At 64.5% G+C, this 22,605-nt stretch carries 18 protein-coding genes, 1 tRNA gene and 1 pseudogene; 10 read left to right on the top strand and 10 right to left on the bottom strand.

Annotation, left to right across the window (positions count from 1 at the left end):
* Position 1: 1 nt before the first annotated feature.
* The 3 genes from IMX18_RS20730 to IMX18_RS20740 all read left to right on the top strand — a co-directional run bounded on the left by IMX18_RS20730 (position 2) and on the right by IMX18_RS20740 (position 4,516).
* Entirely contained in the window at positions 2–1,501 is a 1,500-nt protein-coding gene (locus IMX18_RS20730) for a purine-cytosine permease family protein (protein ID WP_015268916.1), read from the top strand.
* Between the two features lie 13 nt (positions 1,502–1,514).
* Positions 1,515–2,945 carry an aldehyde dehydrogenase family protein gene (locus IMX18_RS20735; RefSeq protein WP_061303384.1) on the top strand — a complete coding sequence of 477 codons (1,431 nt, stop codon included), beginning with the start codon at positions 1,515–1,517 and terminating at the stop codon, positions 2,943–2,945.
* 353 nt (positions 2,946–3,298) lie between these two features.
* Complete coding sequence (locus IMX18_RS20740) at positions 3,299–4,516, top strand: DUF3422 domain-containing protein (RefSeq protein WP_096009874.1); 1,218 nt, start codon at positions 3,299–3,301, stop codon at positions 4,514–4,516.
* 111 nt (positions 4,517–4,627) lie between these two features.
* On the opposite strand, the gene IMX18_RS20745 is transcribed toward IMX18_RS20740, so the two are convergent.
* The 6 genes from IMX18_RS20745 to IMX18_RS20770 form a co-directional block, all read right to left on the bottom strand.
* Entirely contained in the window at positions 4,628–7,039 is a 2,412-nt protein-coding gene (locus tag IMX18_RS20745; protein ID WP_100413036.1) for a DUF3772 domain-containing protein, read from the bottom strand.
* Between the two features lie 56 nt (positions 7,040–7,095).
* Positions 7,096–8,148 (bottom strand): bifunctional DNA-binding transcriptional regulator/O6-methylguanine-DNA methyltransferase Ada, encoded by a 1,053-nt coding sequence (ada, locus tag IMX18_RS20750; RefSeq protein WP_015268912.1) that lies wholly within the window; start codon positions 8,146–8,148, stop codon positions 7,096–7,098.
* A 69-nt stretch (positions 8,149–8,217) separates the two neighbouring features.
* Positions 8,218–8,844 (bottom strand): DNA-3-methyladenine glycosylase family protein, encoded by a 627-nt coding sequence (locus tag IMX18_RS20755; protein WP_015268911.1) that lies wholly within the window; start codon positions 8,842–8,844, stop codon positions 8,218–8,220.
* A gap of 74 nt (positions 8,845–8,918) precedes the next feature.
* A complete protein-coding gene (locus IMX18_RS20760) occupies positions 8,919–10,097 on the bottom strand; it encodes an MFS transporter (RefSeq protein WP_023661336.1) in 1,179 nt (392 codons plus the stop codon).
* Between the two features lie 83 nt (positions 10,098–10,180).
* The gene (locus tag IMX18_RS20765; RefSeq protein WP_166674214.1) at positions 10,181–10,318 is read right to left on the bottom strand and encodes a hypothetical protein; all 138 of its coding nucleotides are present in this window, start codon (positions 10,316–10,318) and stop codon (positions 10,181–10,183) included.
* Positions 10,319–10,543: 225 nt separating this feature from the next.
* A complete protein-coding gene (locus IMX18_RS20770) occupies positions 10,544–11,758 on the bottom strand; it encodes an MFS transporter (protein WP_023661338.1) in 1,215 nt (404 codons plus the stop codon).
* 181 nt (positions 11,759–11,939) lie between these two features.
* Here IMX18_RS20770 and IMX18_RS20775 point away from each other — a divergent pair.
* Together IMX18_RS20775 and IMX18_RS20780 are read left to right on the top strand one after the other, a co-directional pair.
* Positions 11,940–12,512: pseudogene (locus IMX18_RS20775) on the top strand (FecR family protein); the annotation flags it as partial.
* Positions 12,513–12,612: 100 nt separating this feature from the next.
* Positions 12,613–12,689: transfer RNA gene (locus tag IMX18_RS20780), tRNA-Met, on the top strand.
* 101 nt (positions 12,690–12,790) lie between these two features.
* On the opposite strand, the gene IMX18_RS20785 is transcribed toward IMX18_RS20780, so the two are convergent.
* Positions 12,791–13,405: a LysE family translocator gene (locus IMX18_RS20785; RefSeq protein ID WP_217190763.1), complete on the bottom strand. Its 615-nt coding sequence runs from the start codon at positions 13,403–13,405 to the stop codon at positions 12,791–12,793.
* A 225-nt stretch (positions 13,406–13,630) separates the two neighbouring features.
* On the opposite strand from IMX18_RS20785, the gene IMX18_RS20790 reads away from it, so the two are divergent.
* Positions 13,631–14,548: a LysR substrate-binding domain-containing protein gene (locus IMX18_RS20790; RefSeq protein ID WP_061303392.1), complete on the top strand. Its 918-nt coding sequence runs from the start codon at positions 13,631–13,633 to the stop codon at positions 14,546–14,548.
* Here IMX18_RS20790 and IMX18_RS20795 read toward each other — a convergent pair.
* Positions 14,488–15,069, bottom strand: coding sequence for a D-Ala-D-Ala carboxypeptidase family metallohydrolase (locus IMX18_RS20795; protein WP_170977500.1), 582 nt, complete (start codon positions 15,067–15,069; stop codon positions 14,488–14,490). The genes IMX18_RS20790 and IMX18_RS20795 overlap by 61 nt on opposite strands.
* Before the next feature lie 67 nt (positions 15,070–15,136).
* Between IMX18_RS20795 and IMX18_RS20800 the strand changes: the two genes are divergently transcribed.
* Complete coding sequence (locus IMX18_RS20800; RefSeq protein WP_015268904.1) at positions 15,137–16,294, top strand: hypothetical protein; 1,158 nt, start codon at positions 15,137–15,139, stop codon at positions 16,292–16,294.
* 16 nt (positions 16,295–16,310) lie between these two features.
* Here the strand turns inward: IMX18_RS20800 and rimI are convergent, their stop codons facing one another.
* On the bottom strand, positions 16,311–16,766 hold the full coding sequence (rimI, locus tag IMX18_RS20805; RefSeq protein WP_003256329.1) for a ribosomal protein S18-alanine N-acetyltransferase: 456 nt from the start codon (positions 16,764–16,766) through the stop codon (positions 16,311–16,313).
* Positions 16,763–17,548 carry a hypothetical protein gene (locus IMX18_RS20810; protein WP_041506271.1) on the bottom strand — a complete coding sequence of 262 codons (786 nt, stop codon included), beginning with the start codon at positions 17,546–17,548 and terminating at the stop codon, positions 16,763–16,765. Before IMX18_RS20810 ends, rimI begins: the two co-directional genes overlap by 4 nt.
* A 217-nt stretch (positions 17,549–17,765) precedes the next feature.
* On the opposite strand from IMX18_RS20810, the gene mksB reads away from it, so the two are divergent.
* From mksB to mksF, 3 genes are read left to right on the top strand one after another with little or no spacing between them, the layout of a single operon-like run.
* Positions 17,766–19,055 carry an Mks condensin complex protein MksB gene (gene mksB, locus IMX18_RS20815; protein WP_024086237.1) on the top strand — a complete coding sequence of 430 codons (1,290 nt, stop codon included), beginning with the start codon at positions 17,766–17,768 and terminating at the stop codon, positions 19,053–19,055.
* Positions 19,045–19,752 carry an Mks condensin complex protein MksE gene (gene mksE / locus IMX18_RS20820; RefSeq protein WP_013970824.1) on the top strand — a complete coding sequence of 236 codons (708 nt, stop codon included), beginning with the start codon at positions 19,045–19,047 and terminating at the stop codon, positions 19,750–19,752. Before mksB ends, mksE begins: the two co-directional genes overlap by 11 nt.
* Complete coding sequence (gene mksF, locus IMX18_RS20825) at positions 19,749–22,583, top strand: Mks condensin complex protein MksF (protein WP_100413038.1); 2,835 nt, start codon at positions 19,749–19,751, stop codon at positions 22,581–22,583. Before mksE ends, mksF begins: the two co-directional genes overlap by 4 nt.
* Positions 22,584–22,605: the final 22 nt, after the last annotated feature.

Consider the following 22,605-nt stretch of genomic DNA (forward strand, 5'->3'; position numbering starts at 1 on the left):
CATGAGCCACTCGACCGGTATCGAGACCAATGGCGTCGAACAGATCCCCGACGATCAACGCGACGCCTCCCCGCTGGACCTGTTCCGCCTGATCTTCGGCGGCGCCAATACCTTCGCCACGGCCGTGCTGGGCAGCTTCCCGGTGCTGTTCGGGCTGTCGTTCCAGGCCGGTGTGTGGGCGATCCTGCTCGGCGTCGGCGTGGGCGCGCTGATCCTCGCGCCCATGGGCCTGTTCGGCGCGCTCAACGGCACCAACAACGCGGTGTCGTCGGGTGCGCACTTTGGCGTACACGGGCGCATCGTCGGTTCGTTCCTGTCGCTGCTCACCGCGGTGGCGTTCTTTTCGCTGTCGGTGTGGAGTTCGGGCGACGCCCTGGTCGGCGGCGCCAAGCGCCTGGCCGGCCTGCCGGAAACCGACCTGACCCTGGGCCTGGCCTACGGCCTGTTCGCGGTACTGGTGCTGGTGGTGTGTATCTTTGGCTTCCGCTTCATGCTGTGGGTCAACAAGATCGCCGTGTGGGCCTCGAGCCTGCTGTTCCTGCTGGGCATCGTTGCCTTTGCCGGGCCGTTCGACACCGGTTATGCGGGTAGCGTAAACCTAGGCCAGGCGGGCTTCTGGGCGGCATTCGTCGGTGCGGCGATCCTGGCCATGAGCAACCCGGTGTCGTTCGGTGCGTTCCTCGGCGACTGGTCGCGCTACATCCCGCGTGAAACGCCCAAGGCGCGCATCATGCTGGCGGTGATCGCGGCCCAGGGCGCGACACTGATCCCGTTCCTGTTCGGCCTGTGCACCGCCACCCTGGTGGCCACCCAGGCGCCGGACTACATCGCCGCCAACAACTACGTCGGTGGCCTGCTGGCGGTGGCGCCAAGCTGGTTCTTCCTGCCGGTGTGCCTGATTGCGGTGATCGGTGGCATGTCCACCGGCACCACCGCGCTGTACGGCACCGGCCTGGACATGTCCAGTGTGTTCCCACGCCTGCTCAGCCGTGCCGGCGCCACACTGCTGATCGGCGTGCTGGCGATCGGCTTCATCTTCGTCGGCCGCTTCACCTTCAACCTGGTGCAGAGCGTGTCGACCTTCGCCGTGCTGATCATCACCTGCACCAGCCCGTGGATGGTGATCATGATCCTCGGCCTGATCACCCGCCGCGGCTTCTACCATGCCGACGACCTGCAGGTGTTCACCCGCGGCCAACGTGGCGGCCACTACTGGTTCCTGCATGGCTGGAACTGGCGCGGCATGGGGGCGTGGATCCCCAGCGCGGCGGTGGGCCTGTGCTTCGTCAACCTGCCAGGGCAGTTCGTCGGCCCACTGGGCGACCTGGCCGGCGGCATAGACCTGAGCCTGCCGGTCACCCTGGGGCTGGCCGGTGTGCTGTACCTGCTGCTGCTCAACCTGTTCCCCGAACCTGCCGGCGTGTATGGCCCCCAGGGCCCGCGTTGGGTGCGTTGCAAAAGCACCGCGCACTCGCCGGTAACCACCGCCGAAACGGCCTGACTGGAAACCGACCATGACCACTTCCCACTACATCGCCGGCCGCTGGGTCGAAGGCCAGGGCAGCGACTGCATCAGCGTCAATGACCCGGCCCTTGGGCAACCCTTTGCCGAACTGAAGGCCGCCAGCGTCGCCCAGGTAGACCAGGCAGTGACCGCTGCCCGCGGCGCCCTGCCCGCCTGGAAAAACACCAGCGCCAGCGAACGCGCCGCCTACCTGCGCGGCTTTGCCGAACAACTCGGGCAGCGCCGTGAAGCGTTGATCACCTTGCAGATGCGCAACAACGGCAAGCCACGTCACGAGGCGGAAATCGACCTGGACGACGCCATCGCCACCTTCGGCTACTACGCCGAACTGGCCGAGCAACTGCCATCGAAGAACCGCGATGTGCCGTTGGCTGCGCCGGGTTTCAGCGCTCGCACCCGCCTGGAACCGGTGGGCGTGGTCGGCCTGATCGTGCCGTGGAACTTCCCGCTGGTGACCAGCGCCTGGAAGCTCGCCCCGGCCCTGGCCGCCGGTTGCACCGTGGTGCTCAAGCCATCGGAAGTCACCCCGCTGATCGAACAGGCCTACGGCCAGATCGCCGATGCCCTGGGGCTGCCGCCCGGGGTGCTGAACATCGTCAACGGCAAGGCCGAGACCGGTGCTGCGCTGAGCAACCACAATGGCCTGGACAAGCTGTCGTTCACCGGCAGCAACAGTGTCGGCAGCCAGGTAATGCGCAGCGCTTCGGCGCAGTGCCGGCCGGTGACGCTGGAGCTGGGCGGCAAGTCGGCGATCGTGGTGTTCGATGATTGCGACGTGGGCCAGGCAGTGGAATGGATCGTCGCCGGCATTACCTGGAACGCCGGGCAGATGTGCTCGGCCACTTCGCGGCTGCTGGTGCAGGACGGCATTGCCGATGCATTGCTGCCGCGTTTGCAGGCCGCACTGGAACAGCTACGGGTCGGTAATCCATTGACCGAAGAGGTCGACATGGGGCCGCTGACCAGCCAGGCGCAGTGGCTGAAGGTGGCCGGCTACTTTGCCACGGCGCGGGAGGAAGGCCTGCAGTGCCTGGCCGGAGGCAAGGCGCTGGACCGGGAGGGCTGGTTCGTCAGCCCGACGCTGTATGCCGATGTGCCGAAAGACAGCCGCCTGTGGACCGAGGAAATCTTTGGCCCGGTGCTGTGCGCGCGTCGCTTTGCGACCGAGGAACAGGCGATTGCCGAGGCCAACGATAGCCGTTTCGGGCTGGTGGCTACGGTGTGCTCCGCCGACCTGGAGCGCGCCGAGCGGGTGGCCGATGCGCTGGAGGTTGGCCATGTGTGGATCAACTCGGTGCAGGCGGTGTTCGTCGAGACCTCGTGGGGTGGTACCAAGGGTAGCGGGATCGGGCGTGAGCTGGGGCCTTGGGGGTTGTCGGCCTACCAGTCGGTCAAGCATGTGACGCGCTGTCTGGGTTGAAATTTCCGGGGCCGCTTTGCGGCCCTTTCGCGACACAAGGCCGCTCCTACAAGAACCGCGTATGACCATGCATAACGTGCATAACGTGCAAATGACCCGGGCGCTCAACCAGTTGCTGAACCGCGAATAAGGCCTGGAATTGATGCCGGGCTCACCGGCCTCTTCGCGGGTAAACCCGCTCCCACAGGTACCGCGCTGCCCTTCAGGCCTGCGCTATCCCTGTGGGAGCGGGTTTACCCGCGAAGAGGCCGGCACAGGCGATACAAAACTTTGCGTCCGCGTGACTTTCCCCTCCCCCCGCAAAGTCCCACTTCCTGGTACCCCCACAATCACAACACCAGGCCGGACCACCCATGCACCCTCAACGCACCGCCTTGCACAACGAGCTGCACGCCCGCCCGTCACTGTATTTCGACGGCCCGGCGCATGTCTTCCACCTGGCCTTGCTCGGCGGCGATGCTGCCTGTGCGGCACTGCTGCAACGCTGCTGCCCGGATGCCCTGGACACCGCAGCCGCCCAAGGCATCACCCGCCTGGATGGCCATCCGTTCAAGTGGGAACGGCACACCGAGTTCTTCACCCTGACCCTGGTGGTGCCCTGCACTGCCGCCGATACCGAGTGGCAAACGCTGCCGCCGGTGCTGGCCGAGGCTATCGCCCCGCAAGCGGCGCAGGTGATCAACGCGGTGCAGGTGCTGGTCCGTGACGAACAGGAACTGGACCTGCCCCACTACGGTTTCAAGGACCCGTGCGGCTCCTGCGTCGGCGGTGGCGATGCGGTGGTGTGGAGCGATTTTCGCCTGACCGAGGACGGCACCAACCGCTTCCTGTTCATCAACCGTCGCCTCAATGCCTACCGACAGGGCCGCATGATCCGCCGTCTGCTGGAGATCGAGACCTACCGCATGATGGCCTCGCTGACCCTGACCACGGCCAAGGACCTGAGCCAGGAACTGGATGCCTTCGACAAGACCCTGGTCAACCTCTCGGAGCGAAGTGCCGGTGTCGATGACCATGATTCCAAAGGCTTGCTGGAAGCCATTGCCCACCTGTCACGCCAGGTGGTCAGCCGTACGGTGAAAACCCGCCACCGCTTCGGCGCCACGCAAGCCTATGCGCAACTGGTGTTCGAACGCCTGGGCGAGCTGCGGGAAAGCCATGTGGGCGACTGCCAGCGCCTGGGGGTTTTCATCGAACGCCGGTTCAAGCCGACCGTGCGCTACTGCGCGGCCACCGAGCAGCGCCTGGAGCAGCTGGCAAAGAATGTGGCCAACCTGGGCGACCTGTTGCAGGCGCGGGTACAGGTGGAAATGGAAGAGCAGAACGCCGGGATCCTGCGCAGCCTCAATGCCCGGGCTGATGCCCAGGTGAAGATTCAACGGGCGGTGGAGGGGCTGTCGATCATTGCCATCACCTACTACCTGCTGAACTTGTTCAAGCTGCTGTATGGCGGGCTGAATGTGCTGGGGTTGGGGCTGACGGCGCGGGATGGGCTGTTGGCCATGGCGCCGCCTGTGCTGTTGGTGTTGCTGGTGATTTTGCTGAGGATCAGGCAGGCCAAGCAGCATTGAGGCAGGGGGCTGCCTTGCAGCCCAATCGCCGGCAAGCCAGCTCCCACAAGGACCGCGTCGACTTCAAGCCATACGCAGTACCTGTGGGAGCTGGCTTGCCGGCGATTGGCTTCACACCGACTCGTCAGCCGAGCGAGCGCCCTCCTGCACCAACACCATGCTCTGCGGCGACGACAGGGGGATGCCCTCGTCACGCAGGCGCCCAAGGATGGTGAACAACAGGTCACTGCGCGTACCGGACACCTGCCGCGGCCCCGCCACGTAACCACTCACACCTATCACCATGCCGCTGCTGGTCAGGTCCTTGAAGGTGACCGAGGTAGCCGGCGCATCCAGAATCGCCTCGTGCTCCTGGTAAGCCGCCAGCAGCAGTTCACGCACGCGGTTGGCATCGGTCTCCAGCGGCATGGTCAGGGTAATGCCGACCACGCCCAGGGCGTTGCCCATGGTCACGTTACGCACGTTCTGCGAGATGAACTGCGAGTTGGGCACGATAACCGTCGAGCGGTCGGACATCTGGATCTCGGTGGCGCGCACGTTGATACGGCGAATGTCGCCCTCGACACCCGCCAGGCTGACCCAGTCGCCCACCTTGACCGGGCGCTCGGTCAGCAGGATCAGGCCGGAAATGAAGTTCTGCACGATCTGCTGCAAGCCGAAACCGATACCCACCGACAGGGCACTGACCACCCAGGTCAGGCTGGTGAGGTTGATGCGCAGGGTCGACATCACCAGCATGGCCAGGAAGATGAAGCCCAGGTAACCCACCAGAGTCACCAGCGAGGCACGCATGCCGGCGTCCATGTCGGTTTCCGGTAGCAGGCGATCGCTCAGCCAGCGCTTGACCACGCGGATGGCGAACAGGCCGCCGAGGAACATCACCACTGCCAACAGAATGTCCTGGGGGACAATGTTCATGTTGCCCAGCAGCTTGCCGCCGGTCTCGTCCCAATCACCCAGGCTCAACAGCAGTTCGCTGGGGCTGGTGCCCGACGGCATCAGTGCCAGCAACAACGCCAGGAACAGCACCACGGTGCGGCCGATACCGGCCAGGATGGTGCTGGCCTGGGCCTGGTGACGTGGCGCCAGGCCCAGGGTCGAGGCCAGCGCCAGGCCGCCGGGCTGGCGGGGCGACAGCAGGGTTTCGCAGAGGTCGCCAAAGAACGTGGTCAGCAGGTAGGCACAGGTAATCACCAGGCTGACCCACAGCAGCTTGGCGGTGAGGAAGTAGGCGAGTGTCAGGTAACCGGCGAGCAAGGCCAGCAGGATCAACGTAAGCCAGATCACCATCACGAACGGGATCAGCCCGGCCAGGCCTGTGGGGCGCTCCAGGTCATGCTTGCGCAGGGTGCGGCGGTAACGCAGCAGCGCACCGGCGAAGGTGAACGCCACTACCAGCGCGGTCAGGCCGTTGACCGCCACGGTCAGCGCCAGGCTGGCACCGATCACGCTGTTGATGCGTTCCATGGTCATCATGACCATCAGCGCCAACGCCAGCACCTTGGGGAACCAGCCCAGGGCGCTGGCCACTTCATCGTGAATAGGTGGCAGGCGCCAGGACGGGCGCTGCAGCATCAGCATGGCGCGGCCCAGGCCGGTGATGAAGGCACTGAACACCACCAGGGCAAGTACATGATTGGCCAGGCTGGCGATATCGGCGCCCAACTCGGCGCTGCTCTCCAGCCCCCAACGCAGCAGCGAGACCGAGCCGGCGATGGTGCCCAAGGTTGCCAGGCTGACACCCAGCGCCAGCGCACTGCGGCGCAGGCGGCCTTCGGGCAGCCAGCTGACCATGGCGCCGGCGAGAAGGCGCTCGAGCACGCGGCGCACCAAGGTCCAGACCAGGATTGCCGCTACCAGGCTGGTAATGAACAGCCAGCGATTTTCAGCGCTGAAGGCACTGCTGATGGCATCAGCCGTCTCACCACGCAGGTCACGCAGGCGTGCCACATCGTCCTGGGTGGGGCGAATGATGCTCTGCCAGAACGCCGGGCTCAGCGGTGAGGCCGCGCGGCTGGTGATCTGCGAGTTGAACTGGCTGCGGCGCAGGTTGACGATTTGCGTGGACAAGTCGCGCGCCGACTGGGTCAGCTTGGAGGCCTGGTCCTGCTGCGCCACCAAGGCCTTCTTCTCGGCCTCCAGCGCTTTACGCTGCTGGGTCAGGGTAGCCGCCTCGTCCGGCTGGACCGGGCCGATGACCTTGAGCTTGTCGTCGACTTTTTCAACATCAGTGGTGCGCAGGGCAGTCAACGCGTCGGCCTGACGCTGCACCTGCATTGCGCCCAGGCGCAACTGCGAAAGCAGATCATCATTGGCGTCGCTGGTAACGCCCTGGCGTATCTGGTCCAGCCGCTCGCTCAACTGCTCGATGCTGGCGTTTTCATCCAGCACGTCCGCTTCGGCAACCGCCAGATTGGACAATGGCGTGGCCGGGGCCGACCAGGCCGGGCTGGCAATGGCAAGCATCAGGGCCATGAAAACCATCAGGCCTGGACAATAACGGGCAAGGCTGACACGCCTCATCGAATATTCCTCTTTACAATTCGATTTGGCGGAGGATTCTACGCGGCTTCACGCGATCAGGAGAGTGCCGTTTCTCGTTTGAGCAACTGCTGTTTGCGCTCGATGCCCCAGCGGTAGCCACTGATGTCGCCGTCGCGGCGGACCACCCGATGACAGGGGATGGCCACGGCGATGTGGTTGGCCGCGCAGGCCATGGCCACCGCACGCACCGCCTTGGGCGCGCCGATGCGCTCGGCGATGTCGGTGTAGCTGACCCGGCTGCCGGCCGGCACCTCGCGCAGGGCTTGCCACACCCGCTCCTGGAACGCAGTGCCTTGCACATCCAGTGGCAAGGCCAGGCCCAGCGCGGGTGCTTCGACGAATCCCACCACCTCGGCGACCAACCGTTCGTAAGCACTGTCGCCGCCGACCAGGTGGGCCTTGGGGAACTGGTCCTGCAGGTCGTGCAGCAGGGCCTCGGGATCGTCGCCCAGCAGGATCGCGCAAATGCCCTTCTCGCTCTGGGCCACCAGGATGGCACCCAAGGAGCATTGGCCAAGGGCGAAGTGGATGGTTGCCCCGGCGCCGCCGGCGCGGTATTGCCGCGGACGCATGCCCAGGCGCTGGTCGGCGCTTTCGTAGAAGCGGCTGTTGGAGTTATAGCCGGCGTCATAGATGGCATCGGTGACAGAGCGCTGGCCATCTTCCAGGTGGGCGCGCAGGCGCCGGGCACGGAAAGCGGTGGCATAGGCCTTGGGGGTCAGACCGGTTTCGGCCTTGAACAGGCGATGCAGGTGAAAAGGGCTGACGGCCAGTTGGGCGCTGAGTTGGTCGAGGCTGGGTGCCGGGTCGATGGCTTCGATCAGGCGGCAGGCGCGGGTGACCAGCTGGCTGTGGCGGGTGGCGCTGGTGGTGGCGGTGCAACGTTTGCAGGCGCGGTAGCCGGCGGTTTCGGCGGCAGCTGGGGTGTCGTAGAACTCGACGTTGGTTCGCTTGGCAAGACGCGATTTGCAGCCGGGGTGGCAGTAGATGCCGGTGGTGCGCACGGCGTAGACGAAGTGGCCGGTGGCGGCGGTTTCGCGGGATTCTACGGCTTGCCAGCGTTGGTCGGGGGTGGTGTAGGGGTTCATTGGTAAATGTCCAGATAGGTTGTTGCCTGTGCCGGCCTCTTCGCGGGCCGGCACAGGCAGTGCAAAACCTCAGGCCCGCCACAGGTACCAGGCCGCCACGGTGCGGTATGGGCGCCAGCCGCCACCCAGCGAACGCATTTGCGCCGGCGTCGGCGCCTTGTCCAGCCCCTTCAGCCGCCGATAACCCTCGCGCACGCCAAAATCGTCGACCGGCAGAACGTCCGAACGCGCCAGGCTGTAGATCAGCAACATCTCCACCGTCCACCGCCCTACCCCGCGCAATGCCACCAGCCGTTCGATCAACGCCTCGTCAGCCATGGCCAGTGCCTCTTCCCGGCTCGGCACCAGGCCATCCAGCCGGCCTTGGGCAATACCCTGGATCGTCGCCATCTTGCTCGCGGAAAAACCACAGGCGCGCATGGTTTGCGGTGCAACCGCCAGCAACTGTTCCGGCCCAGGGAAACTGGCCTCCGGAAACAGCGCCAAAAGCCGCCCCAGAATTGCCTCGGCAGCACGGGCATGCAACTGCTGGTAGGCAATCGCTCGCACCAGCACTTCGTAAGGTTCACGCCCCGGCGTGGCCTGGTGCAGGCAAGGCCCGGTCGCCTCGATATGCCGCGACCAGTCCGGGTCGAGCGCCGCAAGGTATTCAGTGGCCTCACGGTAGGCTTCAGGCGATAGGTCGGACAGGATCATGGCACCTCCAACGGGTCGATTGCAGGCCCAGCTTAACGCAGCCGTTCATCGGACAAACGCCGATTCTTGCGCGGCTAATTCCTGGCAGGGTATTGCTCGGCACCATCGCCCCGCAACCGCACCGTGCGCCGGTAAGACTGCCGGGCAAAGCACACGAACAACCCGGCCATCAGCGCCAGCGCGATGGGCAGACCATGCGGCGCCACATCCATCGCCGCACCGCTGACCAGCGGCCCGACCAGGCTACCCACACCCCACAGCAAGCCCACGCTGGCATTGGCGGTAACCAGGTCCTGCCCCTTGAAGCGCTGCCCGATCAGTACCAGCGCCAGGGTATAGATGCCGCCTGCCACGGCGCCCAGCAGCACCAGCAGCGGCCATAGCAACCAGGTCAGGTTCAGCAGCCAGGGCAGGCCGATACCGATCGCCATCGCCAGCAGCCCGCATACCAGGTGCAGCCCGGTGCGCTCCACCCGGTCGGCCAACCAGCCAAGCGGCAACTGGAACAACATGTCACCGGCAAACACGACGGTCACCATCAGCGCCGCCACGCCCACGGCAAAGCCATGGCTGGTGGCATACACCGGCAGCAGCGACAGCACCACGGCATCGAAGAACGAGAAGAACAGCACCGCCACGCATAACGCCGGCGCCACACGGAAGAAGCCGGCCAGGCCGAAGCTCTTTTCACCTTCTTCATGTTCCACATGGTCGTTGGGTACGGTCAGCACGATGCACAGCAGCGCCAGGCCATAGCAGGCGGTGACCACACCGGTGATCCACGGGCTGTCGGCGCCCAGCACCGCCAGCATGGCCGGGCCGAGCACCTGGAAGCCGGTAAAGCTGGTGGCGTACAGGGCCATGATCTTGCCGCGGTTGTGCTCCGGGCACAGTTCGTTGACCCACGACTCGCCGAGGATGATGGCGATACCCATGCCCAGCCCCAGGCCCAGGCGCAACAGCGCCAGCTGCCACAGCGAACCGAACGCCGACTCGAGCAAGGCAATGCTGAGCGTGCACAGGCTGAAGCACAGCAGGTAGATGGTGCGCCGGGTCAGGTGGCGACAGCAGGCGTCGACCAGGAACGCCGAGAGCATCATGCCCGCAGCGGGGATGGCCGAGATGATGCCGATTTCCAGGGTGCTCGCACCGGCTTCATGCAGGCGCAACGACACCAGCGGCAGGCTGGCCCCCAAACTGAAACCCACGACCGAAACGGCGAACAACAGGCCCGCCAGCAAACGCATGTTCATGTACCACTCCTTGCAAACCGAAAAGACGTGCAGACACAGGCGCGCACGCCAGGGCGGCGAGCGACGCGAAAGCGCAGATCAGTTCAGGCGAGGTGTGGCGAGAAGGTGAAGGCAAAAAGCACGCTGCGGCGACGCTTGAGCACCGTGTCGCTCGGCCACGCACGACGCAGGGCCTGGAAGGCAGGCTGGCGGGCGTTTGGCAGGGACTGGGTACGGCACATTGCTTTGACTACTACGCAAGTGGTTGAAGAAAGGGCGGACTCTAGGCCAAGGGTGGTCAAGTCGTCAAATTTCGGAGAGCAACCGCCTTGCATGCTCTCCAGACCTGCGCGGGCCCTTGTAGGAGCAGCCTTGTGCTGCGAAGAGGCCGGCAAGACAACAAATTGTCTTCGGCAGTAATGGCCTCTTCGCAGCACAAGGCTGCTCCTACAGGTTCTGTGCATCTTTCAGCGCTTGCCGGTACTCGGCAAGAACACCGCCAGCAACCCGAACAACGGCAGGAACGAACACACCTCGTATACGTACTCGATGCCACGCAGGTCCGCCACATACCCCAGCAAGGCCGCACCGATGCCACCAAAGCCGAACATCAGCCCGAAGAAGATCCCGGCAATCATGCCCACGCTGCCCGGTACCAGCTCCTGCGCATACACCACGATCGCGGAAAACGCCGAAGCCAGGATAAAGCCGATCACCACGCTCAACACGGTGGTCCAGAACAGATCGGCATACGGCAACACCAGGGTGAACGGCGCCACGCCGAGGATCGAGAACCAGATCACGGCCTTGCGCCCGATGCGGTCACCGATCGGCCCGCCAAAGAAGGTACCCGCCGCCACCGCACCAAGGAACAGGAACAGGTGCAGCTGCGAGCTGGCCACCGACACATCGAACTTCTCGATCAGGTAGAAGGTGAAATAGCTGGTAAAGCTGGCCATGTAGAAGTACTTGGAGAACACCAGCAGGCCCAGCACGATCAGCGCCGCCACCACCCGCCCGCGGGAAATGCCGTGGGTCGCCTGCACAGCCTTGCGCGCCTTGGCCTGGTTGAGGTGCTCCTTGTACCAGCCACGCAGCATCAGGGTGACGCCGAGAAAGAACAGCGCAGCCAGGCCGAACCAGGCCACGTGGCTCTGGCCGAACGGAATGACAATGGCTGCCGCCAGCAGCGGCCCCAAAGCCGACCCGGTGTTGCCACCGACCTGGAAGGTCGACTGGGCCAGGCCGAAGCGCCCGCCCGATGCCAGGCGCGCAATACGCGAGGTTTCCGGGTGGAAGGTCGACGAGCCGATACCCACCAGGGCCGAGGCCAGCAGAATCATCGGGAAGCTGCCGACGAAGGCCAGCATCACGATACCCACCAGGGTACACAGGGTGCCCAGTGGCAGCAGGTTCGGTGCCGGTCGGCGATCGGTAAAGAAACCGACCCAAGGCTGCAGCAGCGAGGCGGTGATCTGGAACGTCAGGGTGATCATGCCGATCTGGGCGAAACTCAGGTCGTAGTTGGCCTTGAGCATCGGGTAGATCGCCGGCAGCACAGACTGGATCAGGTCATTGATCAGGTGCGCCAGGGCGCAGAAACCGATTATGCGCATCACCAGCGGCGTGGCTTGGCTCGCCGCTGCACTGGTGGGCGCCGTGGAGGCGCTACTGATAGCCATGTGCCTGAATCTCCGTCCGTAGTTTGGGATCCGATTATCGGAAAACAAATAGATACATAGCTACCTTTTATTTCCTTTGTCCGCGACACACTTGAAAATGGTTATCAATATAATTAGCATCCTTGGCCAAATACCCGTCATCGTTGGGCGAAACGGCCCTAATCGCGAGCACACCAACCCCATGAGCCCAATGCCCGTTCGCGTCCGTCCACGGCAGATCAACGCGCACCGCAGCCATCTGGGCAAATGGCTGGCGCTATTGTTCCTCCTGGGGCTGGCCGCTACCGCCTACCTGTACTGGCCGCTGATACAGCGCCTGGGCAGCGAATTGCATACCGATGCAGGTGAGCGCCGTAGCATCCGCCTGGCCGATGGCACCACCCTGCACCTGGGCAGCGCCAGTGCGATGAACGCCGACCTGCGTGGCCGCACGCGCCAACTGCACCTGGTGCAGGGCCGGGTATACCTGGAAGTGATGCTCGACGGCAGGGCCATGGAGATAGCAGTGGGCGACGCGCGCATCCAGGTGTTCGGTACCCGCCTGCAGGTCGCCCGCCATGCAGGCCATGACGAACTGGTGGTACTCAGTGGCAAGGCCATGGTTATCCAAGGCAGCGAACAGCGCATGGTATCGATGGGTGAGCGGGTAACCTTCGATGGCGCGCATATCGGCCCGGTACGGAAAGCCGACCTCAAGGCCGCCGATGGCTGGCGCAGCGGGCAGTTGAAAGCCGGTGACATGCCGTTGGGCAAGGCAGAACCCGGGCCTGGCCGCTAAGTTTTTGAAAGCGTGCAAATTTTTTTTGAAATGAGTGTTGACAGGGGGGCCGTTCAAGAGAATAATGCGCGCCATCGGCTACATAGCTCAGTTGGTTAGAGCATAGCATTCATAATGCTGGGGTCCGGGGTTCAAGTCCCTGTGTAGCCACCAAACAAGACGAAGGGCTTACCGCAAGGTAAGCCCTTTTTCTTTGTCTGCTGAAAATTACCACAGGCCTGCACCCTTCCCGCACAGGGCATGCAATTGCCACCTCAACGCATTCCGGTCACCGCCACGGCCAGGCCCAACCCGATCAGCGCCAGGCCGATTACCCGGTCCACCAGCCTTTGCCGCTCGATCATCGCCTTGCGCAATGCCGCGCTGGAGAAGAACACCGCCACCAGGCTGAACCACAGCCAGTGGGCAACGGACATGAAAGCGCCGTAGGCAAAATCCAGCGCCAGCGAGCTGCCAGGCTGCACCACCTGGGTGAACGCACTGATCATGAACAGCATGGTCTTGGGGTTGAGGGCGTTGGTCAGAAAGCCCGTGCGCAGGGCCTGCGTTACGCTGGCTGCGGTTGCGGCAACCCCGTCGAGGCTGATACGCCGGGTGTTGGTCAGCGACTGGAAACCCAGGTAGACCAGGTAACCCGCACCCAGCACTTTCATGCCCAGGAACAGGGTCGGGCTCTGGCTGATGATCACCGCGATGCCCAGCACCGTGTACAGGACGTGCACCTGCACTCCCAGGGCAATGCCCACGGCGGCAGCCAGCCCGGCCTTGCGGCCCTGTGCATAACTGCTGCGGGTGACCATGGCGAAGTCGGCACCGGGGCTGATGACGGCGAGCAGGGTGAACAGGGCGACGGCAATGAGTTCGGTCATGCTGGAGGCTCTCGATAGACGATGGAAATGCACAGACCAGGTCATTATCGAGAGCTTATAGCCCAGCAAAAATCGATTTATAGTGAGGTAAATCTGATAGCTTTCCTCACAGATATCTAGCGCCTGTGTCGGCCTCTTCGCGGGTAAACCCGCTCCTACAGGGGCGGCGCATCGCCTGTGTGCGGGTTTACCCGCGAGAGGCCGGCACAGACAAACAGGAATGCCATGAAACTGCCGCCACTCAACGCCTTCCGCTACTTCGACATAGCCGCCCAGACCGAGAGCTTCGTGCGCGCCGCCGAGCACCTGCATGTCACCCATGGCGCAGTCAGCCGCCAGGTGCGTCTGCTTGAAGAAAGCCTTGGTGTGGAGTTGTTCGAGCGCCGCAACCGGGCCATTTTCCTCACCCCTGCCGGCCGTGCCTTGCAGGGCACTACCCAGGCGATCTTCGAGCAGCTCGAAGGTGCCGTGCAGCGTTTGCAACAACAGGCCCGCGACAACGTACTGGTGCTGTCGTGCGAGCCGACCATCGCCATGCGCTGGCTGATCCCGCGCCTGCCCCGCTTCCACGCCGCCCATCCCGACCTGCAGTTGCACCTGGTGGCCGCTGGCGGGCCATTGGACTTCGCACGTAGTGGTGTCGACCTGGCAATTCGCCGCGATGACTTCCACTGGGACAAACAGCTGTACAACCAGAAGATCTGCGACGAATGGATCGGCCCGGTCTGCCACCCCACCGCCCCCCTCCAACTCGAAGGCCAGCGCTTGCTGCACAGCGCCACCCGCCCCGGCGCCTGGCCCAACTGGCTGCGCCTGAGCGGCCAACAGGTCCGGCACACCGAGCGCAGCGACTACCAGCACTTCTACCTGTCGATTCAGGCCGCCAGCGCCGGCTTGGGCCTGGCCATGGCCTCAGCCCTCATGGTGCGCGACGAACTCGACAATGGGCAATTGCAGGCACCGTTCGGCTTCGTGCGTGACGGCTCGGCCTACCACCTGCTCAGCCCCTTGCCGCTGGAAGACGACGGCAAGCGCCAGCGCTTCGCCACGTGGGTGATGGGCGAATGCCGGAGCTGCCTGGCTCATCTGGGCTTGATACAGAACGACGAACCCGCACGGCCGTCACCACCCCAGGTACGGTAACCCGCGGTATCCACATGAATACGCCCGGAGTGGTAGCGCCCCAGGCCCATGTTCCAGGCCTGGCCGTATTGCTGCCAGAACCGGCACAGCGGGTTGGGGTCCGCCCAGTCGGGCAGCAGGATATCGACAGCGAACGCCCGGGCATGGGCGCTGTTGGCCGCCCCGCCGGCGCAGGCATTCAGCCGCGGGGCTCGATAGGCTGAAACCACCTCGAACTGACGCAGGATGCCCTGGTCATGAAGCGTCTTTATCAGCGAGAGCGTCGAGCGCACTGCCGGCCAGTTGCTGGCGGGCGGCACGGCGAAGGGGGACGCGTGGCACAGCTTCCAGTCCGAAGCCGAACGCAGCAGCTGATGGATCGGCACCACGCCATAAAGACGGGCATCCACAAGCATCTCGCGAAATGGCCGTGTCTGATGGTCCCCGGCCCATTGCGCGAACAACCAGATATCACGCTCATCGGCCTGCGCTCCTGCACCCAACATGCCCAGCACCAGCGGCAGCCATCCAGCCCTTTTCATCCCTGCTCCCCTTGCCACAGTATGTGCCACGCTGCCGAATACGGCTGCGCCCAACAAGGAGTTAAGCATGCACAAGATGGCATTACCGAGCCTTGCCGCCCTGGCCTTCAGCGGCCTTGCAGCCGCCGATGCGCGAATCGACCTGGGCGACGCCCAGCGCGTCACCCGCCTTTTCGCCTTCCCCAACAACTGCCACGTGATCTGTTATCGCGACTGGACCCTGGAGCAAACCGTAGAACACTATCTGACACAGAGCGTACGCCGCGACGGCCATGCCGCGGCCCAGGTGCATGTAAGCCGCGACAACGATCGCCTGCACGCAAACATCAGTGGCGTACCCGCCAACTATGCAAAACCCCTGCGCAAGCTGCTCGACAGCGGTGAACTGGCCTATCAGGCGGCCACCCGGCTGAACGAGGACGGCAAATGGTCCTACGACTGGTATCTGTTCCTGCCGCTGGGCATGGCCCTGCAGAACCGCCGCAGCATCGAACTGCTGCACTTCCCGCCGGACTACTCGCTGACCCAGGCCCAGGACTACCTGCGCTCCAACACCACCGACCGCTGGGCTGAGCTGTTGACATTCAACGGCGTCGACGCCAGCCAGACCCCGGCCTACCAGACCATCATCGATATCGCTCCCATCGCCGCACCCGCCAGCGCGGGTGAAACGCTGAAGGAAACCTACAGCTACTTCAAGGACTACCAGGTGCGCATGGTCAGCGAGATGACCCTGCAAAACCCCGCCAGGCCTCTGCCGATGGTGGCATTCGGCGCGCCGGTACGCAGCTGGATCCAGCAGCAGTACGGGCCGCAGGTTAATGTGCTGGGCCTGGTCAGTATCAGCCCGCAGGCAGGTGCCAAGGTACCGGTACTGGGTGCCAACCACCCTAGTGCCATCTGGTATGCGGCAGACAAGGACAGCCACGGCGGCAACCAGGATGCAGCTGATGCTGCCGGCTTGAAAATGATGGGGCAGGACCTGACGGCAGCCTGCTGGCAGGCAGGGATGGGGCGCAATCAACGGGCCGATGCCAAGCTGACGCTGGATGCCTGCTCGACCAAGTGGCAGGTTACACAGAAGAAACAGACCTGCGAGCTGTTCTTCCGCACCATTCGCAAGTACACGCCGGAGCAGGCGGCGGCAAAATGCAATACCGGCAGCGTGACCAGAAGCCTGCGCGACCTGGCCAAGCCGATGGAGGCTCAGCCACAGGACCTGTGATTGAAGCCCGCCCTGCTCAATCTTCGAGCAGGGTGCAGGCCATCACCAAGGCGTCTTCACGGCCGCCGGCAACCGGGTAATAGTCGCGGCGGCGGCCGATTTCGTTGAAACCATAGCGTTCGTACAAACGATAGGCCGACTGGTTGCTGGCACGCACTTCCAGGAAGCACTCGCGGCCATTGAGCTGGTAGGCCCGGGCCATTAGGTGCTCGAGCAGGCGCAGGCCCAGGCCGCGGCCCTGGTTTTCCGGCTTGACGGTGATGTTGAGCAGGTGGGCCTCGTCGATGATCACGTTGATCACGCCATGGCCCACCTGCTGCTGGCCGTCGAACATCAGCCAGACTTCATACGATTTGAGCGCATCCTGAAAGATCCCTCGAGTCCAGGGATGACTGAACGCGGCATATTCGATCTTAAGTACGGCATCCAGATCCGCCTCGGTCATCCGGCGGAAGCTGATCGAGTCACTCATTCAACGCTCTTCCAGCGCGCCATCAGCTGGCGCATGGCTTTCCAGACGTCCGCCTTGCGCTGCGGCTCGTCCATCAACAGTTCAAGGCCCGGCAAGGCCCAGGCTTCGCCCAGGCCCTCGAGCTTCAGGGTTTGGTAATAGGCTTCGCCGTCGACATTGGCGGCAAAGCGCAGCGCCGGCAGGCCGACCAGCCACAGGCAGGTGCACGGGGCGTCCTCCAGGCGCGCCTGGACAAAGCCCTGGACAAAATCGCGCGCCGCCTCCGGGCCCTGGTCCATGTTGCCGCGCACCAGCAGCGGCCAGCGCACCGGCTCGCCGATGATCTGCGGTGCGTCGGGCAGGCCGGCGGCGCGCAGCATGTCCTTGAGCAGCAGGTACGACGGGTCGCGGCTCTGGAACGGCTGGCCGGTGGCCAACTCCACCAGTAGCAGGCAGCTGCCGGCTCGTAGCAGCTGCAGCGAGAAGCGCGGGGGTGGCACCATGGCCGGGCGCGGTGGCGTGGCTTGCTCATCGGCCTCGACAGGCTTGGCGGCCGGCTTGGGCGCACTGCCCGGGCGCGGAATCTCGATTTTCGGCCGCTCGCCGGAGCGGGCCTGGGGGGTGACTGGCGCCTCGTTGGCAGCCGGTGCCGGCCTGACGTCGAAGTCGAGGTCCTCGACCGGCGCCACCGGCAGCAGCAGCTCGGGCCGCGACGGTGCGGCGAACGGCAGTTCGGCGCGCGGCAGCCAGTGCACCACTTGCATGGCGGAAAGGTAGGCGCGGCGACGGGGTTCGGTGAGCAAGGGGCGGGTTTCCGAGGGGTGGAGACAATAGGGGATTCTAACGTGTACGCCGTGTTTTTTGCAGCGCCTATCAGACCGAGCGCCGCGCGGGCGGCGCTCGGTCTGATAGGCAACACAAAAACCAAGACGTACTCCACCATTACAGACCAAGGGGTGAAAACCTCCCCCCCGGATGCAGTACAATCGCCCCCTTTTTCTTGGCAACGAGTCGAAGCCAATGATCGAACCCAAGCGCGTCCTGCGCGCCCTAGCCGAACACTGGGCCCTGATCGAGCCGCTGTGCGAGCGTTTCGACCAGGGCACCCTGAGCCTGGTCGAATTGCGTCAGCATGTGGCCCGCCAGCAGGTCGAGAGCACCCCGCAGGACATCACCCAGCTGCTCGACGTGTGGATCCGCCTGGATATCCTGGTCCCGGTGGCCAAGAGCCCGAACCGTTTCGAGCTCAACGCGCAGATCCACGACTTCCTCGCCTACCTGCGCCGCGAACACCGGCTGGGCCTGTGCCTGGAGATCGAAGCCTACCTGCGCCACCTGGAGCGCCTGGCCGGGCATATCCAGGACGCCTTCGACAACCGCGACAGCGACGACCTGGCGCGCCAGCTGCGCCTGCTCGACATGCGCGTGCGCGATGTACTGAAGAAGCTCGACAACGACGAACAGGCACTGGTGGCCGTGGCCGAACGGGCCAAGACCAGCAACCGCCAGATCCCGCTGCGCCAGCGCTATGCCGAAGTACTGGCGACCTGGGACGAGTATGTCGAGCCGATGATCCAGCTGGTCAACGCCGACGGCGCCTTCGAACAGGGCGTGCGCAAGGTCGAGACCGTGCTGCTGAAGCTGCTGGGCGAACAGGCGCGCCTGGGCCACCTGGTCGACGACGACATGCTGCTGCGCACCCATGCGCGCATCCTGGAAATGCAGACCAGCGCCCAGCTGACCCTGCGCCACGCCCGCGAATTGCTGCTGCCGCTGCGTGAAGAAGCCCGCCGGCACAACGCCGTGACCCGTGGCGCCGCACTGGCCCTGTCGGTGATCCGGCGCAAGGGCATCGACGCCGTACCGCAAGCGGCCATGCCGATGTTCACCCGCCCGCAAAGCACCTTCCTCGGCAGCGCCAGCCAGGTCGAGGCCTATGTCTACGCCCTGGCCCGCTTCGAGCCCAAGCCGGCACGCTTCCCCAAGGCCCACAAGACCCAGTCCGGCGCCCTGCCCCGCGCACCGCGCACGGTCAAGGAAATGGCCGAACGCTGCGAACAGGCCCTGCCGCTGCCCGACCTGATGGTCTGGCTGCTGGAGCAGGAACCCGAAGGCGCCACCGACGAGCTGCTGTACTGGTTCTCGCGCCTGTCGCGGGAAAAGCGCTTCAAGCGCGAACGCCTCGACCGCCGCGAGTACATCACCCAGGAACACCTGGTCAGCCTGCGCTCGTTCGCCCTGACCTCCAGCCGCGAAGACGCCGCCAGCGCGCCTACCGAATCCAACGCGAGCCCAGCCCATGCATCTTGATCTTTCCGAACTGTCCCAGCTCGCGCCGATCTTCCGCGAGCTGTTCAAAGGCTTCCACGTCAGCCGCCGCGACCCCGAGCTGTATGCCCAGCTGTCGAACTTCCAGGACCAGTACCGCACCCTGTTCAAGGCCCTGGGCTTCGAACTGGTGTGCGACACCCGTGGGTTCTACTACTTCGTGCCGGACATGACCGCCGCGCAGGTCAACAAGACCGCGCAGCGCCTGTCGCTGTTCACCTTCATCCTGGTCGAACACCTGGCCGACCAGGGCCGCGACCCGATGGCCGTGCTCGATGGCGGCAGCATCGGCCGTGACGAACTGCCCTCGCTGCTGGACAAATACCGCGACCTGTTCCTGCAGGCCGAAGTGCAGACCGTGGACGAGCTGGAAGAAAAAATCCTGCGCCGCATGACCCAGCTCGGCTTCGCCTTCGAGGAAGGCGGCATCTACCGCTTCCTGCCGCCGATGCATCGCTTCCTCGACGTGTGCCTGGCCGTGCAGCAGGACCGCGACCTGGCAGCCACCCTGCACAGCGACCTGCCGCTGCCGACCCCGGTACTGGTCGAGGAAGAAAGCCCCGAAGAACTCAACCGCACCGACGACCCGCTCGACCTCAGCCCCTTCGAGGGCGAGGAAAGCGAAGAGGAAGCCCTGGCCCGGGCCATCCGCGAAGAGCAACAGGAGATTGACGCATGAGCCAGGAACGCTACGGCATCCGCCGCTTCGCACTGCTCAACACCGCCGGCTACAGCCTTGGCCTGTTCCCGCTGGAGCACCCACTGTCGGTATACGGTGCCAACAACCTGGGTAAATCGGCGTCGATCAACGCCCTACAGTTCCCGATCCTGGCGCGCATGTCGGACATGAGCTTCGGCAAGTACAGCCTCGAGCAGTCGCGCCGCTTCTACTTCGCCAGCGATACCTCGTACATTCTCTGCGAACTGAGCCTGCCCCACGGCCCGCACGTCATCGGCGTTGTCGGCCGCGGCCCGGGCGGCGGTTTCGGCCACCAGTTCTTTGCCTACAAGGGCGAACTGGACCTGGCCCACTACCAGAAGAACGACACCTGCCTGCGCCAGAAAGAGCTGTTCACCAACCTCGAGCGCCTGGGGATCAAGGCCTACGAGCTGAAGCCGGACGAACTGCGTCGTCTGCTGGTCGGTGGCCACACCTCGGTGCCGCTGGACCTGACCATGATCCCGCTGCGCTCGACCAGCGAGCAAAGCCTGAAAACCTTCCGCGCGCTGTTCATCAACCTGCTGCACATGCGCGAAATCACCGCCGCCAAGCTTAAGCAGCTGTTCCTCGACGCCTTCGAGCACAGCCTGCGCTCCGGCAGCGTCGACTACATCGCCGCGTGCGAGGAAGCCTTCCGCGACGTGCGCCGCATGGAACAGGACTACAACGCCCTGGTCGCCGCCGGCCCGCTGGTCGAGGCCCTGGCCGGTGGCGTGGCCCAGCGCGACATCCTGCGCGGCAAGCTGCACCGCATTTCACCAGTGCTCGACACCCTGCTGGGCACCTGGCAGGAATACGCCATGGCGCGCAAGGAAGAGCTGGTGATCCAGGCCGAGCACTACCGTGGCGAGCAGGACCGCCTGCAGAACGACCAGCGCGGCGGTACTCAGGAACTGATGCGCCTGGAGCGTGAAATTACCGGTATCCAGCGCTGGCTGGGCGAACTGTCGGTGCTCAAGCATCGCTTCGCCCTGGTCGATGACGTCAAGGTGCTGGAGCAGCAACTGCTGGCGGCCAAGGACGCCCACGACGAACTGGCCGGCGCCCTGGCCCAGTCGCGGCAGTTCAGCGCCGAAGACCTGGACGAACGCGTCCGCGACCTGGAAAAGCGCCTGAAGCAGGTCAAGCAACAGCTCGACCACGCCGACAACAACAGCTACGCCCGCCTGCGCGAAGAGTTCTCGCAGCAGGACGTCGACCGCCTGATGCGCCTGTTCAATGGCGCGCTGTTCAGCCTGCCGCTGGGTGAGCGCGGTATCGAACTGGACGACAGCGACCTGTGGGTAAAATCGCTGGAAGCGGTGCTCGACGGCTTCAAGGGCGAACGCTTCGAAGCCCCGGGCCTGTCCATCGACCTGTCGCACATCGACCCACCGGCACTGCAGGCCCTGGCCGACCGTGCCGCCCTGCGTGACCAGAAAGAGCGCCTGGAAAAAGAGCTGAAGCAGCTCAAGACCCAGCAAGCCGTGGCCGCCGACCGCTCCGCCTCCAAGGCGCAGACCGAAGCCCTTTACCAGGAAGTACTGGACGCGCAGAAAGCGCTGGAAGACTTCCGCCGCAGCGAAACCCTGGCCGCCGAAGAGCCCGAGAAGCTGGAGCAGCTGTCACAGCTCGAAGCCGCCCAGGACGAACTCAAACGCTCCAGCGACGCCTTCACTGAACGTGTCCAGCAGCTGTCGGCCAAGCTGCAGCTGGTCGGCCGGCAGATCGGCGACCTTGAGGCCAAGCAGCGCACCCTGGAAGACGCCCTGCGCCGTCGCCAGCTGCTGCCGGCCGACCTGCCCTACGGCACGCCGTACATGGAAGCCATCGACGACTCGATGGACAACCTGCTGCCACTGCTCAACGACTACCAGGACAGCTGGCAGAGCCTGCAACGGGTCGACAACCAGATCGAGGCGCTGTACGCCCAGGTGCGCCTGAAAGGCGTGGCAAAGTTCGACAGTGAAGACGACATGGAACGCCGCCTGCAGCTGCTGGTGAATGCCTACGCGCACCGCACCGACGAAGCCCTGACCTTGGCCAAGGCCCGCCGCGCAGCGGTCACCGACATCGCCCGGACCCTGCGCAACATCCGCAGCGACTACGACAGCCTCGAGCACCAGTTGGCGCTGTTCAACCGCGAGATCAACAGGCGCCAGGTATCCAACCTGGAGAGCTTCCGTGTGGTGCTGGCGCCGAACAAGGAAGCGCTCAAGCACATCGACCAGATCATCCACAGCGCCGGTCAGTACGAAGAAGGCGAAACCCTGTCGGTATTCGACCTGACCCAGAGCGCCGAGCAGGACAACAAGAACGAAGAGGCCAAGGAATACCTGGCACGGCTGGTGGCGGCCAACCACAACCAGCTGGGCCTGAAGGACCTGTTCGAGCTGGCGTTCGAGATCACCAAGGTCAACGGCCAGCCGGTGATCCATGCCGACATCGACGGCGCGGCATCCAACGGCACCACCATGACCATCAAGGCGCTGACCAACATGTACCTGTTGCTGCACCTGATGGACCGCGACCTGGCCGGGCGTATCCGCCTGCCGTACTACCTGGACGAAGCGGCGGACATCGACGAACGCAACCAGGCTGCACTGCTGGAGACCAGCCTGCAGCTCGGCTTCGTGCCGATCCTGGCGAGCGTGAAGCCGCAGGTGTCGGCGCGCGTGGCGATCGACCTGGAAGGTGGCAGTGGGCCGAATGGCATCTACATCGACGAGGCGGACTGGAAGTTCATCAGCCGTCGCGATGAGGTGAAGGCGGTTGTGCGTGAGGATCATCAGGCCGAGGAATTGGCCTGATATCGGAGTAGTGGGGCCGCTT

The sequence above is a fragment of the Pseudomonas shirazica genome, from assembly GCF_015168335.1.
In the GTDB taxonomy this organism is placed as follows: Bacteria; Pseudomonadota; Gammaproteobacteria; order Pseudomonadales; family Pseudomonadaceae; genus Aquipseudomonas; species Aquipseudomonas asiatica.

What these genes read in the sequence shown, in the direction of transcription:
- IMX18_RS20730 (WP_015268916.1), top strand. Translation starts at nt 2, where the DNA reads ATGAGCCACTCGACCGGTATCGAGACCAATGGCGTCGAACAGATCCCC.
- IMX18_RS20735 (WP_061303384.1), top strand. Translation starts at nt 1,515, where the DNA reads ATGACCACTTCCCACTACATCGCCGGCCGCTGGGTCGAAGGCCAGGGC.
- IMX18_RS20740 (WP_096009874.1), top strand. Translation starts at nt 3,299, where the DNA reads ATGCACCCTCAACGCACCGCCTTGCACAACGAGCTGCACGCCCGCCCG.
- IMX18_RS20745 (WP_100413036.1), bottom strand. Translation starts at nt 7,039, where the DNA reads ATGAGGCGTGTCAGCCTTGCCCGTTATTGTCCAGGCCTGATGGTTTTC.
- ada (WP_015268912.1), bottom strand. Translation starts at nt 8,148, where the DNA reads ATGAACCCCTACACCACCCCCGACCAACGCTGGCAAGCCGTAGAATCC.
- IMX18_RS20755 (WP_015268911.1), bottom strand. Translation starts at nt 8,844, where the DNA reads ATGATCCTGTCCGACCTATCGCCTGAAGCCTACCGTGAGGCCACTGAA.
- IMX18_RS20760 (WP_023661336.1), bottom strand. Translation starts at nt 10,097, where the DNA reads ATGAACATGCGTTTGCTGGCGGGCCTGTTGTTCGCCGTTTCGGTCGTG.
- IMX18_RS20765 (WP_166674214.1), bottom strand. Translation starts at nt 10,318, where the DNA reads ATGTGCCGTACCCAGTCCCTGCCAAACGCCCGCCAGCCTGCCTTCCAG.
- IMX18_RS20770 (WP_023661338.1), bottom strand. Translation starts at nt 11,758, where the DNA reads ATGGCTATCAGTAGCGCCTCCACGGCGCCCACCAGTGCAGCGGCGAGC.
- IMX18_RS20785 (WP_217190763.1), bottom strand. Translation starts at nt 13,405, where the DNA reads ATGACCGAACTCATTGCCGTCGCCCTGTTCACCCTGCTCGCCGTCATC.
- IMX18_RS20790 (WP_061303392.1), top strand. Translation starts at nt 13,631, where the DNA reads ATGAAACTGCCGCCACTCAACGCCTTCCGCTACTTCGACATAGCCGCC.
- IMX18_RS20795 (WP_170977500.1), bottom strand. Translation starts at nt 15,069, where the DNA reads ATGAAAAGGGCTGGATGGCTGCCGCTGGTGCTGGGCATGTTGGGTGCA.
- IMX18_RS20800 (WP_015268904.1), top strand. Translation starts at nt 15,137, where the DNA reads ATGCACAAGATGGCATTACCGAGCCTTGCCGCCCTGGCCTTCAGCGGC.
- rimI (WP_003256329.1), bottom strand. Translation starts at nt 16,766, where the DNA reads ATGAGTGACTCGATCAGCTTCCGCCGGATGACCGAGGCGGATCTGGAT.
- mksB (WP_024086237.1), top strand. Translation starts at nt 17,766, where the DNA reads ATGATCGAACCCAAGCGCGTCCTGCGCGCCCTAGCCGAACACTGGGCC.
- mksE (WP_013970824.1), top strand. Translation starts at nt 19,045, where the DNA reads ATGCATCTTGATCTTTCCGAACTGTCCCAGCTCGCGCCGATCTTCCGC.
- mksF (WP_100413038.1), top strand. Translation starts at nt 19,749, where the DNA reads ATGAGCCAGGAACGCTACGGCATCCGCCGCTTCGCACTGCTCAACACC.